The following is a 13,773-nucleotide window of genomic DNA, read 5'->3' as shown; positions in this document are numbered from 1 at the left end:
TCGCTTCCGGCGGCATCTACACCGCGCCCGGCGCGGTATGCGTCGTTCGTTGGATTTGGCTCGGCCGCACCGGCTCCGATCAGTGTCGGAGCCGGTGCGGTTTAAGCGTCGCCGAGCTTTGCTTCGTACTCGTCGCGGAAATACCGCATGGTGCTCAACACCGGATTCGGCGCCGTCTGCCCCAGTCCGCAGAGACTGGTGGCCTGCACCACCTCGCAGAGCTCTTCCAAAAGGGCTAGCTCGGCCCGGCTGGCCTGCGATTTGGCGAGCCGGTCCAGGATGCTGTGCATCTGCTGCGTGCCGGTGCGGCACGGGACGCACTTTCCGCACGACTCGGTCATGCAGAACTCCATGAAATAGCGCGCGACATCGACCATGCTGGAGGTCTCGTCCATCACGATCATGCCGCCCGAACCCATCATGGTTCCGAGTGTCTTGAGACTGTCGTAATCCACGGCAATGTCGAGGTGCTGCGCCGGGATACAACCGCCCGAGGGTCCGCCGGTCTGCACCGCCTTGAATGCCTTGCCGCCCGGGATGCCGCCACCGATGACCTCGATGATGTCGCGCAGCGAGGTGCCCATCGGGACTTCGATGAGGCCGGTGTTGGTGATGGTCCCGGCGAGTGCGAAGACCTTCGTCCCTTTTGATCGCTCGGTGCCGATCGAGGCGAACCACTCGCCCCCCTCGCGCACGATCGGGGCGATGTTGGCGAAGGTCTCGACGTTGTTGATGAGCGTGGGGTAGCCCCAGAGTCCCGACTCGGCGGGGTAGGGTGGACGCGGGCGTGGTTGGCCCCGTAGACCCTCGATCGAGGCCATCAGTGCCGTTTCCTCGCCGCAGACGAAGGCCCCGGCGCCGAGCCGGATCTCGACCTCCAGGCTGAACTGGGTGTCGCCGATCTTGTTGCCCAGGAAGCCCGAGCGTTTGGCTTTGCGAATGGCGGTCTGGAGTCGCTCGACCGCGAGCGGGTACTCGGCGCGGACATAGACATAAGCCTTGTTCGCCCCGATCGCGTAGGCGGCGATGGCCATGCCCTCGATCACGCGATGCGGGTCCGACTCCAGGATCGCTCGATCCATAAAGGCACCCGGGTCGCCCTCGTCCGCGTTGCAGATGACGTACTTCTGGGTTGCGGGCATCTTGGCGACGGTCGACCATTTCAGGCCCGTCGGGTAGCCGCCGCCGCCGCGTCCGCGCAGACCGCTGTCGGTCACTTCGCGCAGCACGTCGGCCGGGGTCATCTCGCTCAAGGCCCGGATCAGCGCGGAGTAACCGCCGACGGCCACATAGCCCTTGAAGCTGTCCGGATCGATGATGCCGGCATTCTCCAGCACGATCTTCTGCTGGCGCGCGAAGAAGGGCTGATCCGTCGGGCAGCGCAGACGCTCCACGGGAGGGCCGTCGAGGCTTGCGATGATGTCGGCGGCGTCATCCGCGGTGACGTCGCGATAGATCGTCGACTCTTCGAGCGAGCCGTCCCTGTGAGCGATCGATACCAAGGGGCCGGCCGAGCAGAGCCCCATACATCCAACCCCTTTGACCTTGCACGCGGGTTGACTCTCCCCGAGACCGGCGACGAGTGCGTCCAAGACGGGCGCGGCGCCGGATGACTGGCAACTGGCGGCCATGCAGACGCGGACCTCGCGCTCGACGTTCGCGTCGATGGCGCGGTATTGCTCGGCCAGATCGGCCAGATCGTCGAGGTTCATCAGGTCAGCTCCTCGAGCTTGGCAATGAGTGATTCGCTGTCGAGTTTTCCCAGTACATCGCCGTCGATCACGATCGCCGGGGCCAGACCACAGGCGCCGACACAGCGTGCCGTCAGCAGCGAAAGCCGGTCGTCTTCGGTCGTTTCGCCGGGATTGATGTCGTAGCGCTCCTGCAGGCGCTCGACGAGTCCCCCGGCGCCTTTGATGTAGCAGGCGGTGCCGGTGCACACGACGCACGCATGACGTCCCTTCGGCTTGAGCGTGAAGAGATGATAAAAAGTGGCGACACCGAAGACCTTGCTCAACGGAAGGTCGAGCGATGCGGCAACAAACCGCAAGGAGCCCTCGTCGAGAAACCCGAAGGCGTCCTGCACGCTGTGCAGGGTCTCGATCAAGGCGTGGTCGGCATAGCCGTTGCGGCGCATGGTGGCGTTGACGAGCTTCCAACGCTTGTCGTCACTGGGCAGTGGCGGCTTTGCTTGCTGCAGACTCATCTCCCCTCCGATTCAATGGGTCATGGTTGCCGAGCGATCGCGTCGCCGACGGCGATGCGACCGCACGATGCCACAAGTCTATGACAGATGGATAGCGTGTCGACGTTCTTCTTTTCGCGCACTTTCGGTGCGCTCGGTCTCGCCGCGCTTCCTTTCGGTGCCGGCCCGCTCCCGGCTATACTCGCGACCCGACCAGACGGCCGCCAACGAGATTGATCCCATGGACAACGCGCCAGCTTCCCGTAAGCGAAGACGCGGCATCTATTTGCTGCCCAATCTTTTCACCACAGCGGCGCTCTTCGCTGGGTTTTACGCCGTCCTCGCGGCCACGCAGGGTCGCTTCGAGGCGGCTGCGCTCGCCATCTTTGCGGCCCAGTTGCTTGACGGGATCGACGGGCGCGTGGCTCGCATCACACAAACGCAAAGCGATTTCGGTGCCGAGTACGACAGCCTCTCGGACATGGTGGCCTTCGGGGTCGCTCCGGCGCTCGTTGCCTATCACTGGGCCTTGGGTGGACTCGGCAAGGTCGGCTGGCTTGCTGCCTTCGTGTTCACCGCAGCTGCGGCATTGCGCCTGGCGCGGTTCAACACGCAGGTCGGGATCGCCGACAAGCGTTACTTCCAAGGTCTCGCCAGTCCGGCGGCAGCGGCCATCATCGCGAGCGGGGTCTGGCTCGGCGCGGATACGGGGGTCGCCGGGGCCGATGTCGCCTGGCTCGCGGCCATCCTGACTGCAGGGGCCGGTCTGCTGATGGTGAGCAATTTTCGGTATCTCAGCTTCAAACAGCTCAATTTCCAGGGCCGCGTCCCCTTTCTCTTGGCCGTCGCCGTCATGCTTGGCTTTGCCGTGGTCTTTGTCAATCCGCCGCTGATGCTCTTCTTGATGGCGACGACCTACGCGGTTTCGGGTCCCGTGTGGACCTTGATGCGATTGCGCAAGAGTCGTCTGCGCCATCGGCGCGATTAACCCCGAGGTCGGTCCCGCGATCGATTCGGTGATTTGCGCCTGCGGGCAGACACCGGTTTGGATGGTCGCGGCCACGGCGGGCGGTCGCCTCCCTGATCCATGGCGTGCTCGCTGGTTGGTGTGCAAGGCGCTTGTTTGGCGCTGTATCGACGGGGCACTTTCCCCGGGTCCCGAAACTGCTAGGATGCGATGTTCGAGGCCAAACCATGGGTTTAAACCGCGTCCTGAGCGAAATGCGTGATTTTCATGTTGTGTTTAGCGTCTGAGACTTCCTTGATCTCAGCGACACGCGGTTTAAAATTTAAATTTTTAATACTTTAAACCGCGCCAGCTCCGACAGTCGTCGGAGCTGGCGCGGCCAAGCCAGTCCAACACATGACGCATACCGCACCGGGCGCGGTTTAAGCTCGGACGGACCGACCGCGAGCGGATGGACCCGGATGACTGCCCGCGCCTGTGACGGCGCTGCGTCGGGCAACACCAGATCTCTCTGTTCGAGGGCCGAAATGAACGAGGCGTCCGAGAAGAAGCCGGGCTTTCTGCGCCGTATCGGATCGTCGCTTTCCCGTCGATGGGTCGCTCGGGTGCCGGACGAGGTCTCCTGTTGCGAATTTGATTGCCGCAAGACGGAATGCGCCCAGGGCGATTGGGAGACATGTCCCATGCGCCTGGACTATGCCCGGCGTCTTCGCGACGGGCATTGCTCGGAGCGGGAGCAGTCATAGCGTCATGACATCGGGTCCACGCGAGATCATCACCCCATTTCGGCCCATCCCGTTGGAGGTTCCGGCGGGTCTGACGCCGAACGAGTTCTTCAACAGCGCCGAGAACCTTCGGGATTTGGTGCAGAACAACGGCCTGCTGCGCAACCAAGAAGATCTGCTGCTTTACCGTAAGGCGCTGGGGCATTCCACCGAGCTGGATTGCTCGATCATCTACGACACCTCCAAACGCATCCTCAATCCGCTCGGCCGTCCGGTGCGCCGCACCCAGGTCTCGCCGTCGGTGAAGCGCGTCTGGAACCGGATGAATCGGATCATCATCGAGGAGATGCTCGGACGCTATCCGGATCCGGGCGAGGCACTGGTGATGGCCGGCGAGGCAAGCCTGGATGCCACCTGGCCGCTGACCTCGCCGGGCGTGCCGAGCATCCGCATGCTGCACAACCACTTTATCGTCTTCCCCACCGAGCAGCTACGCGCTGCCCCGCCGGCCGATCCGAGCCACCCCAATCTGACCGACGGCGGCCAGCACAGCCTCTTTCAGGCCCACATGCGCGATGTCTACCGTCGCTTTTTCGACGAGGCGCTGGACCTGCGCATCCTGCGAACGGTGCATACGGACGAGTCGCGCCTCGCGCTCACCGGCTATCCGGAGGGTTTGCCCTGCTGGGAGATCCAAGGCGGGGTCGCGGCCCTCGGCGACACCGTCTTCTGGGCGGAGTACGACGAGATCCTGCGCGGGTTTCTCGACTTCTACCGCACCTTCTTCTCGCAGGTGTCGAGCCGCAATGCCGAGATCCTGTCGGACGTCTACTTTCCCGATCAGATCGAATCGGTCCTGCTCTTCGACAACGCCTTCATGCAGACCGCCAAGCGGGTTCGCGAGCGCTGCCTCGGCGACCCGGCCTACGCCAGCTCCATCCGCTGGGAGCCGGCCTTCAAGCAGCTTATCTTTCGGCATGACTCCGGCCGGCTGATGTTGACCATCAGTCAGAACTCGATCGGCAATGCCATCACGGAGCTGCTCGGTGTCGTGGTCAAGCGCGTTCCCGATCGTGACGCCTACGCGGCGTGCGAGCCGGCGCTCATCGAGCGTCTGCTCGAGATCAGGCGTCTGCTCGTCGCCGCCGATCTCGGCGACGCGATCGGCACCCCGCATTGGGGCGCGGACTAAACCGCGCCCGGGGCGGTATGCGATGTTTCTAAACCGCGCCAGGTGCGGTATGCGTCATGTGTTGGAATGGCTTGGCCGCGCCAGCTCCGACGCTGCTTCCGGCTGAGCGGATGTGCAAGGAAGGATCGTTTCGTTCGGAATCCGACAACGACAACGACAACGACAACGACAACGACAATGATCTCGAACGGTCTCCGAATCTCTGCACTGCTCCACTAGGGGATTGCCCGGTGCTTTCCGGGGCGATCGGTTGCTCGGGTCGGCACGCCCGGGTGGATGGCCCCGGTTGAGTCGGCATTGCGCGCTGCCCCGAGATTTCATCGCATCTTCACGGTTCGTCAATATCCCGGCAATCGCGCGCGGAGATGATATCCCGACGTTGATAGCTCGAGGCCGGCGATACGATGACCGACATCAAGCGCATGAATCCATTGAAGTATCGGAGTATTTTTATCTCCGATGTCCATTTGGGCTTTCGAGGGTGCCAAGCCTCTCTCGTGCTCGATTTCCTGCAATCGACCGAGTGCAAGCAGTTATACCTGGTCGGCGACATCGTCGACATCTGGGCGATGAAGAACGGTGTCTATTGGCCCGAGGCCCACAATCAGGTGGTCCGCGAGGTGCTCGACAAGGCCAAGCGAGGGACGGAGGTCATCTATACACCAGGGAATCACGACGAGCTGTTCCGTACGCATCTGGGCGCCGATTTCGGCAATGTGGCGGTGCGCGAAGAGGTGATTCACACGACAGCCGACGGTCGCCGTTTTCTGGTGATGCACGGGGATGCGTTCGACGCGGTGGTTCAGAACGGCAAGTGGCTCGCCGTGATCGGCTCGCGCGCCTATGACGGTTTGTTGATGCTCAACGGACTCGTCAGCCGGATTCGCCGTATGCTCGGCCTCGAGTACTGGTCGTTGGCCGGGTATCTCAAGCACAAGGTCAAGAATGCCGTGAGCTATATCGGCAACTTCGAGGCCGCGGTCGCGGGCGAGGCGGAGCGCCGTCGGGTCGACGGGATGATTTGCGGACATATCCACCACGCGGAGATGCGCGAGATCGCCGGGGTGGCCTACTGCAACTGCGGCGACTGGGTGGAGAGCTGCACCGCCCTCGTGGAGCACCACGACGGTCGGCTCGAGCTGTTGCGCTGGACCGACGCCTATCCGCAGAGCGCGGGCGTCGCGCAGGAGCGCTTGGCTCTGGCGCGGGTCGGCTAGCGGGGTGGTCGCCGGGTCATTCTGCGGCTGATCGAGCCGGTCATTCTTGCAGCGGGTCGAGAGCAACCGCTCGACCTTCAGCGCGCATCGATCTTCGATAGCGATTCCAATCGAACGCCGGCCCCGGGTCCGTCTTGCGACCCGGGGCGATCTCGGCGTGTCCCGCGATCCGATCCTCGGTGATTCCGGGGTAGCGACGGAGGATCTGCCGTGTGCACTGGACAAGGCGCGCGTATTGCGCGTCGGTGAAGGGGATATCGTCGGTCCCCTCGAGCTCGATCCCGATTGAAAAATCGTTGCAGCGCTCTCGTTCCGCGAATCGCGAGACGCCCGCGTGCCAGGCGCGTTGCTCGAAAGGGACATACTGCAGGAGTCGGCCGTTGCGCCGGATCAAGAGATGTGCAGAGACGCGCAGACCGGCGATCTCGCGGAAGTAGGGGTGTGCGGCGGGATCGAGCCGATCGAGAAAGAGATCGTCGATCCAGTCGCCCGAGAATTCGCCCGGCGGCAAGCTGATGTTGTGGATCACCAACAGATCGATCTGCGTGCCCGGCGGTCGGGCGTCCTGGCTCGGCGAGGGCCGGCGCTCCGCGCCTGCTAACCAGCCTTCTTCGTCGATATCCGCGTTGACATCGGCGAGTTCGCCAACGACCGCACGGGCGTTCGTACGCGCGTGCTCGACTGCATCGATCCGCGCGGGCGAGGATCGCGCCATCGCCGATGCGACCGCGCAGGGATCGATGGCGGCATCCTCGTCGGGGTTCATCAGGCGCAGCGCGGGCGGGCAGAGGGGGGCAGTCGGCCGAGAGCCCGCCGATCGAAGGTGACACCGTTCATTGCATTGCTTACCATCGCGGCAACATATTCCATCGGTTCCTCGAGGTTTGCCGGCCGCCCCGTACCTCGGGCCATGATGGTGACATGACCGGCAATCGGCGTCGAGATTCACGTGATCAAGTCCCCCCGAGTCCATCCAGCATCCGGTCCCGGCGGCGATGCGATGATCGTGCGCGGGCGATTCGTGGTCGACTGCGCGCGTCTGCTCGGCGAACGCCTGCCGTCACTCTGGGGCGCGATGTTCGGCAAGCTCGACGACGCCCTGCACGATCTTGCGGATAAATCGACCAACGATTCGAGCTACCGCGTCTATTTCGATGCTCGCGAGATCCTCGTCAAACAGCGCCGACGTCTTCAGAGCGATTTTTTGCGGCGCGTCGAGCAAGGGGCAGGCGATCTTGTCGGTCGGGATCGCGAGCCCGAGCGCGTGCGCGGCACGGGCAAGGAGCCGGGGTTCGGTGATCTGGCCTTGCTTGCGCAGTCCGAGCTCGAGGAGATTCTCGCCGCCGAAAACCTGGTGTCGAAGGCGGAATCGCGCTACCGCAGCGATCTGATGGAGCTGGATCGCCGATTTGCCGCCCTGATGGGCTGGGGCGAGATCGGGCTCGAGGAGAATCCCTTCGGTCCGTCCGCCCTGTGCCATGCCTTTCGCGACACCCTCACTGCGCTGCCCCCGTTCGAGCCGTCCGTCAAGCTTGTCGTCTACAAGCTCTTCGATCGTCATGTCATGGACCAGTTGGGCGACTTCTATCGCCGTTGTCTGAGCCATGTCGAGCCCGCGGCGTCCGAGATCGCCATCCCTGCTGCAAGGCCAAACCCCGCTCCGCCGTCCGTGTCGTCTTTCGGTACGCCGAGCACGCCGGAGATGCCAGAGCCGCCCCCGGACACCCTCTCGATCCCGTTCGATGCCTTGCGGACCTTGCTGGCACGCCAACGTTCGGACAGCGCTCCGCGTATCGAGGGCGCTCGGGTGGAGGTCGCGACGGGCGAGCTTCTGTCCTTGTTGGACAATCTGGATGTCGCTCCCGACCCGGCGATCGGCTATCCGGCGTCGGAGGCGTTCCTGCGTGCGCAACTCTCCGCGGCGCTTTGCCGCGAGGATCGTCCGAGACGTGTCTTGGCGGAGCGCGACGAGGATACACTCGATCTGGTTTTTCTCTTCTTCGAGCATCTGTTGGCCGGCGGCGCGATTCCCGACCCCATCAAGATCCTGATCGCGAGGATGCAGATCCCGGTCGCGAAGATGGCTCTGTTGGACATGGAGTTTTTCTCCGACGATGCGCACCCTGCGCGGGTGTTGATCAACAATATCGGCAGGGCCGCGATCGGTTGGAGCGATGCTGACGGGCGTAGCCCCGACAGCCTCTACGGGATGATCGATCGGGTGATCGAGCGCCTGGTGCTGGATTTCGACGGGGATCCCAAACTGTTTGCCCGAATGGATCGGTATTTCAGGGCCTTCCTCGCCCGCGAGGATGCCCGAGCCGCTGCCGCGGCCGGGGAGCCGCCCGCCGAGCCGCCCGCCGAGCCGCAAGGGTCGAAGTCGTTTGGCCTTTTCGGCCCGGCCGTGGCGATCTTCGACGCCGATCCCAACGGTGCAACCGCCGATCCCGCACGGGAGGCGGTCGCGGCTGCTCTTGCCGATCGCTTGGCGCCTTATGCACGGATCCCGAGCACGGTCGATGTCTTGCTGCGCGAGGGCTGGTCTTTGGTGCTGCTTGAGATCCATCGCTCACAGGGCTCGGATAGCCCGGACTGGCAAGCCGCGCTTGAGTTGATCGATCGAATGCTCTGGAGCGTGAGCGCGAAGCGTACCGCCGAGGAGCGTCGTCAGTTGCTCAATCGGATCCCGCGCTTGCTCGAGACCTTGCGGCGGGGGCTCTCCGAGGTCGGCTGCGATCCACGTCTGACGGCACGCTGGCTCGGGGAGCTGCAGACCCTGCATTTGGACGTGCTTCAGGGGTCCGCGCGCGGCGCCGTGCTTGGCGGCTCCGATGTCGAGTCAGGCGATTCGGTCTCGGCTCGGATCCCGGCTCCGATCCCGATTCCGTGCGGATGCGCGATCGGCGATTGGATCGATTGGGCGCGCGAGGATGTCGGGCGGGTCCGTCTCAAGTTGGTCGCTTGGAATCCCGCGCGCGAGGAGTTGTTGTTCTTCGACCGACAGGGGCGGTCCCCCACGCGTTTTTCCGCTCGGGGTCTGGCCGAGGCGATCGCGGCGGGACGGGTCACGATTCTGGGCAACGGCGAGACGCCGCTGGCGGATCATGCCTTGCGTGCGATGTTGACGAGTCTAAAAAAGGCCCCTTCCAATGGCTGAAACAACCCAAGAGATGAATCCCTTGCGCCCGGCGGTGCGTCCGGTGCGCCTTCCGGACCCGCGTCTCATCGAGGCCCAAGTCCGAGCGGCGCTCGAGGAGGATGTCGGTGCCGGCGACCTCACCGCGGCTTTGGTGCCGCGCGATCAGCGCGCCCGCGCCGAGCTGATCACGCGCGAGCCCGCGGTCATCTGTGGATGCGCCTGGTTCGAGACGGTGTTTAGGCTGCTTGATCCGGAGATCGCCGTCCGTTGGGAGGTCGCCGACGGCGATCGGATCCACCCGGGTCAGCGTCTGGCGCTGATCGAAGGTCCGTCGGCCGGTCTGCTGACCGGCGAGCGCACGGCCATGAATTACCTTCAGACCCTTTCAGGGACAGCGACCCGCGCGGCTGAGTTTGCCGCCGCGGTCGCCGGTCTCCCCGTCGCGGTGTTGGACACCCGCAAGACGTTGCCCGGTCTGCGCGTCCAACAGAAATATGCGGTCCTCTGCGGGGGCTGCCACAACCACCGCATGGGTCTGTTCGACGCGATCCTCATCAAGGAAAACCACATCCTCGCTGCGGGCTCGATCCCGGCCGCGCTCTCCGCCGCGGCCGAAGCGGCCGGTGCCGGCGTTGAGATTCAGATCGAGGTGGAGAGTCTCGACGAGCTGCGGACCGCCTTGGACGGCGGGGCGGAGTCGGTCCTTCTCGATAACTTCGCGCTCGGGGACTTGCGTTTGGCGGTCGCCATGAGCGCGGGGCGCGCCAGGCTGGAGGCATCGGGCGGTGTGGGTCTTGCGACCATTCGGGCCATCGCGGAAACCGGCGTCGACCGCATTTCGGTTGGCGCGCTGACGAAGGACGTGACCGCAGTCGATCTCTCGATGCGCTTCATGGGTTAAACCGCGTCCAGAGCGACATGCGTCGTTTTCGTTTTGCGTTTGGCTTCGGAGATGTCCTCGACCTCGGTGAGACGCGGTTTAAAATGATATATCTTTTAATATCTTAAACCGCGCTCGATCCAGCGCTCGTCAAGTCTGCCGGAGCTGATCCCATCCAAAGACATGGCATGTCGCGCCGGGCGCGGTTTAACCGAGCTCGCGCGTGCGCCGTTGTCCGAGTTGGTGCTCAAGCGCGCGTAATCGATCGCGCAGTCGCTCCAGCTCATCGAGCAGATCGAGCGCGAGTGCGGTGCCGGGGAGGTTGAGGTCGAGGTCGCGCTGCAGGCGCACGGCGCGACGTGCTCGACGTACCTCGAAGCCGTCGAACCGCCAATCGTCCGGGGCTTGACCCTCTGGGTGCAGGAGCCCTTCGGTCACCATCAGCCTCACCACGCGGCCGCTGGAGCCGCAGAGCTGGGTCAGTTCGGTGAGGGTGACCGTCAGCCCCTCGTCGAGCACGATCCCTTCAATGCGTGTCTCGGTCTGCGTCATGCGTCAGACTCCCATCTCGGCCCTTGGGTTGAAGTGTAGACGCTCGGCCATGTCGCGATAGGCTGCCTTGGCGGCATCCGTGGTTGCGGGCGGGGTAACGATCTCGAGCATGATCATCGCGTCCCCGGCCGGCTCGCCGGGCAGCCCCCGCCCCTTCAAGCGCAGGCGTTGCCCGGACTGAGATCCCGGCGGGACCTTAAGGTTCACTGTTCCGCCGAGTGTGGGGACCGAGACGGACGCACCGAGTGCCGCCTCCCAGGGTGCGATGGGCAGGCGTAGATGGATGTCCTTGCCGTCCGTTGTAAAGAAACGGTGCGGATTGATATCGATCTCCAAGTAGAGATCGCCGGCATGACCGCCGTTGATCCCCGGCCCGCCCTGGCCGGCCAAGCGGATCTGGCGACCTTGCGTGACACCGGGCGGGATGCGCACGTTCAGGGTGCGGGTGCGTGAGGTGACGCGCCCGTCCGGGCCGACCTCGGGGATGTCGAGGCGCAGCTGCCGTGTTGCCCCGCGATAGGCGTCCTCCAGGTCGATTGCGATCCGAGCGGTCTGATCTTGACCGCGCCGCCGGCGTTGCCCCTGTGCTCCGGGATGAAACTCGCGTCCGAAGATGCTGGAAAAAAAGTCGCTGAACTCGGCGGCCTCGTCGGCGCCGAAATGGAAGTCGTGATGAACACCGCCGGGCGGCGGGCGAAAATCCTGGCCGGCATGCCAGCTGCTGCCGAGCGCGTCGTAAGCGGCACGCTTCTCCGGGTCATGCAGGACCTCGTTGGCCTCGTTGATCTCTTTGAACCGGGCCTCGGCGTCGGGCTCTTTGCTGACGTCGGGGTGGAATTTGCGCGCAAGCTTTCGATAGGCCCGCTTGATTTCGGGTTGGGTGGCGTCCCGCGTCACGCCCAACGTCTTATAGTAGTCCTTGTATTCCATCGCAGCGCCTCGAAGGTTTGGCCGACACGAACTCGTGAACCTCGTGTTGTGAGGGGAGGTATGGGCTGGCGACGGTCATTGCACGGGTCGCGTTAGAGTGAATGGGTTTAGTCGGAGCGTCCGGGGGGCTGCGCGTCGAGCGCCTCCCCGGCGGGCTCCATGGGGGCCGAGGCCATCGCGGCGGCGACGTCGCGTCCAAGCACGGCCGCGTCGTCTTGTTCTTCGGGTGCGTGCGCCTGAACCGTTCGGCCCGATGCCCAGGCGCGCAGCGCTTGAAGCTGGCCGTGCATGACGACGGACAAGGGCTGAGTGTCGGCGATCTCGCGCAGGAGATCGGCCGTGGTCAGGCCATCCCCGGCGGTCTCGTCGGCGTAGAGCGCGGAGACGACGGCCTGTTCGATGCCGGCGCCGGTGAAGCCCTCGCTCGCCTCGGCGAGCCGAGCGAGGTCGAAGCGCTCGGGATCGAGCCCCCGCCTGCGCAGATGGATCGCAAAGATCTCGTGTCGCACGGGCGCACCGGGGAGATCCACGAAGAAGAGTTCGTCGATCCGCCCTTTGCGGATGAGTTCGGGCGAGAGTCGGGAGATGTCGTTCGCGGTCGCAGTGAGAAAGACGCGTGTGTTGCGCTCGGCCATCCAGGTCAGCAGGGTGCCGAGGATGCGCCGGCCGACCCCGTCGTCCTCCGCGCCGGTTGCGACGCCTTTTTCGATCTCGTCGATCCACAGAACACAAGGCGACATGACATCGGCCGTCGCCAATGCCTTGCGGAGGTTCTTTTCGGTTTCGCCGATATATTTGTCGTAGAGGGCACCGAAGTCCAGGCGCAGCAGCGGGACGCCGAAACGTCCGGCAACCGCCTTCGCGGCCAAGCTCTTGCCGCCGCCCTGAACGCCCAAGAGCAGAACCCCGCGCGGGTGATCCCGGGTGCGGGCGGGATCCAGAAAGGCACCGCGGCGGCGGTCGATCCATGCCTTGAGGTTGCCCAAACCGGCGACCTCGGCGAAGGATCGAGTGTCGTACTCGAAGCTGATGGCGCCATCGGGACTGAGCAGATCGTATTTGGCGCGCTTGACCGTCTCGACGTCTTCCCGGGTGATGGCGCCGTCGTGACGGATGGCGTTGCGGATCAGGCGGCGCGCGTCGGACTCGGTGACGCCGAGTAGATTGCGGGCGAGTTGCTCCACCGCGTCGCGACCGGTCCGGAAGCTGCGCCCGCCGGAGGAATCCTGCCAGCGCTTGGCCTCCTCGCGAATCAGGCCCATGATGCGCTGACGGTCAGGCAGGCGCAGGCCGAACCGCACGCTCAGATGGTGCAGCTCGGGCGGAACCTCGAGCGCATGACTGACCAAGACCAGGGTACGGGGTAGGTCCGCGTAGCCTTGTGCGATCTCCTTGAGCAGGCGCACGTGCAGCGGGTTGTCGAGATAGGGATGAAAGTCGAGCAGCAGATAGATGCCGCGTTGCTGTGTGGAGCGGATATTGCGCAGCGCCTCGGTCGGATCGGCCAGGCGACTTTGCGGCTCGGTATCGAGCTCGATGCGCCGCAGCCCCTCGGTGACCGACCATCGAAAGGCCGGCTCGGCGAGACGCACGGCAAGGCCGGCAAACAGCTCGACGACCCGCGGCTCCTCGATCGACTCGATGAGCACGATCGGGGTGTCCGAACGCAGTAGAATCTCCAGGTCGTGCAGGTCCGGCATCATCGCGTGCGTGGCCTCCTCGGGATCCGTGGGGCGTCGAGTCGTTCGGTTGCCGGCCGTTCGGGGCCGCAACCTCGAGGTCCGCGGTCCGATCACCGCCGACGGCAGCTTATACAGGAACCGATGCGGGTCACAAGATCCCGAATCGTCTTAAACCGCGCCCCGTGCGGTATGCCTCATGCGTTGGAATGGCTCGGCCGCGCCAGCTCCGCCGACTGTCGGAGCTGGCGCGGTTTAAAGCGGCTGCGATGCGTCGCGAGGTCGCCTCGAACTCGATCAGGGGGCA

Annotated in this window: 11 protein-coding genes; 5 read left to right on the top strand and 6 right to left on the bottom strand. The window is 64.6% G+C overall.

Annotated features, from left to right (window positions below; genetic code table 11):
- Window positions 1-101: 101 nt before the first annotated feature.
- Both nuoF and hoxE read right to left on the bottom strand, forming a co-directional pair.
- A complete protein-coding gene (gene nuoF / locus BDD21_RS04165) occupies window positions 102-1,712 on the bottom strand; it encodes an NADH-quinone oxidoreductase subunit NuoF (RefSeq protein ID WP_120796065.1) in 1,611 nt (536 codons plus the stop codon).
- The gene (gene hoxE / locus BDD21_RS04160) at window positions 1,712-2,206 is read right to left on the bottom strand and encodes a bidirectional hydrogenase complex protein HoxE (RefSeq protein WP_120796064.1); all 495 of its coding nucleotides are present in this window, start codon (window positions 2,204-2,206) and stop codon (window positions 1,712-1,714) included. The genes nuoF and hoxE overlap by 1 nt, the downstream gene beginning before the upstream one ends.
- A gap of 220 nt (window positions 2,207-2,426) precedes the next feature.
- On the opposite strand from hoxE, the gene pssA reads away from it, so the two are divergent.
- From pssA to BDD21_RS04140, 3 genes are all read left to right on the top strand, one after another.
- Complete coding sequence (gene pssA, locus BDD21_RS04155) at window positions 2,427-3,173, top strand: CDP-diacylglycerol--serine O-phosphatidyltransferase (RefSeq protein ID WP_120796063.1); 747 nt, start codon at window positions 2,427-2,429, stop codon at window positions 3,171-3,173.
- Between the two features lie 729 nt (window positions 3,174-3,902).
- On the top strand, window positions 3,903-5,069 hold the full coding sequence (locus BDD21_RS04145; RefSeq protein ID WP_120796062.1) for a hypothetical protein: 1,167 nt from the start codon (window positions 3,903-3,905) through the stop codon (window positions 5,067-5,069).
- Between the two features lie 404 nt (window positions 5,070-5,473).
- Window positions 5,474-6,286, top strand: coding sequence for a UDP-2,3-diacylglucosamine diphosphatase (locus BDD21_RS04140; protein WP_120796061.1), 813 nt, complete (start codon window positions 5,474-5,476; stop codon window positions 6,284-6,286).
- A gap of 40 nt (window positions 6,287-6,326) precedes the next feature.
- Here the strand turns inward: BDD21_RS04140 and ampD are convergent, their stop codons facing one another.
- The gene (ampD, locus tag BDD21_RS04135) at window positions 6,327-6,905 is read right to left on the bottom strand and encodes a 1,6-anhydro-N-acetylmuramyl-L-alanine amidase AmpD (RefSeq protein WP_245969882.1); all 579 of its coding nucleotides are present in this window, start codon (window positions 6,903-6,905) and stop codon (window positions 6,327-6,329) included.
- A gap of 330 nt (window positions 6,906-7,235) precedes the next feature.
- Between ampD and BDD21_RS04130 the strand changes: the two genes are divergently transcribed.
- A complete protein-coding gene (locus BDD21_RS04130; RefSeq protein ID WP_147430987.1) occupies window positions 7,236-9,443 on the top strand; it encodes a DUF1631 family protein in 2,208 nt (735 codons plus the stop codon).
- Window positions 9,436-10,326 carry a carboxylating nicotinate-nucleotide diphosphorylase gene (gene nadC, locus BDD21_RS04125; protein ID WP_120796059.1) on the top strand — a complete coding sequence of 297 codons (891 nt, stop codon included), beginning with the start codon at window positions 9,436-9,438 and terminating at the stop codon, window positions 10,324-10,326. The genes BDD21_RS04130 and nadC overlap by 8 nt, the downstream gene beginning before the upstream one ends.
- Before the next feature lie 186 nt (window positions 10,327-10,512).
- On the opposite strand, the gene BDD21_RS04120 is transcribed toward nadC, so the two are convergent.
- From BDD21_RS04120 to BDD21_RS04110, 3 genes are all read right to left on the bottom strand, one after another.
- On the bottom strand, window positions 10,513-10,857 hold the full coding sequence (locus BDD21_RS04120; RefSeq protein WP_120796058.1) for a chaperone modulator CbpM: 345 nt from the start codon (window positions 10,855-10,857) through the stop codon (window positions 10,513-10,515).
- 3 nt (window positions 10,858-10,860) lie between these two features.
- Complete coding sequence (locus tag BDD21_RS04115; RefSeq protein ID WP_120796057.1) at window positions 10,861-11,787, bottom strand: DnaJ C-terminal domain-containing protein; 927 nt, start codon at window positions 11,785-11,787, stop codon at window positions 10,861-10,863.
- A 107-nt stretch (window positions 11,788-11,894) separates the two neighbouring features.
- The gene (locus BDD21_RS04110) at window positions 11,895-13,487 is read right to left on the bottom strand and encodes an AAA family ATPase (protein WP_170164920.1); all 1,593 of its coding nucleotides are present in this window, start codon (window positions 13,485-13,487) and stop codon (window positions 11,895-11,897) included.
- Window positions 13,488-13,773 lie beyond the last annotated feature (286 nt).

Source organism: Thiocapsa rosea, assembly GCF_003634315.1.
Taxonomy (GTDB): Bacteria; Pseudomonadota; Gammaproteobacteria; order Chromatiales; family Chromatiaceae; genus Thiocapsa; species Thiocapsa rosea.
The sequence above is the reverse complement of the archived record's forward strand: the minus strand, read 5'-3'. Positions and strand labels throughout refer to the sequence as shown.

What these genes read in the sequence shown, in the direction of transcription:
- nuoF (WP_120796065.1), bottom strand. Translation starts at nt 1,712, where the DNA reads ATGAACCTCGACGATCTGGCCGATCTGGCCGAGCAATACCGCGCCATC.
- hoxE (WP_120796064.1), bottom strand. Translation starts at nt 2,206, where the DNA reads ATGAGTCTGCAGCAAGCAAAGCCGCCACTGCCCAGTGACGACAAGCGT.
- pssA (WP_120796063.1), top strand. Translation starts at nt 2,427, where the DNA reads ATGGACAACGCGCCAGCTTCCCGTAAGCGAAGACGCGGCATCTATTTG.
- BDD21_RS04145 (WP_120796062.1), top strand. Translation starts at nt 3,903, where the DNA reads ATGACATCGGGTCCACGCGAGATCATCACCCCATTTCGGCCCATCCCG.
- BDD21_RS04140 (WP_120796061.1), top strand. Translation starts at nt 5,474, where the DNA reads ATGACCGACATCAAGCGCATGAATCCATTGAAGTATCGGAGTATTTTT.
- nadC (WP_120796059.1), top strand. Translation starts at nt 9,436, where the DNA reads ATGGCTGAAACAACCCAAGAGATGAATCCCTTGCGCCCGGCGGTGCGT.
- BDD21_RS04120 (WP_120796058.1), bottom strand. Translation starts at nt 10,857, where the DNA reads ATGACGCAGACCGAGACACGCATTGAAGGGATCGTGCTCGACGAGGGG.
- BDD21_RS04115 (WP_120796057.1), bottom strand. Translation starts at nt 11,787, where the DNA reads ATGGAATACAAGGACTACTATAAGACGTTGGGCGTGACGCGGGACGCC.
- BDD21_RS04110 (WP_170164920.1), bottom strand. Translation starts at nt 13,487, where the DNA reads ATGCCGGACCTGCACGACCTGGAGATTCTACTGCGTTCGGACACCCCG.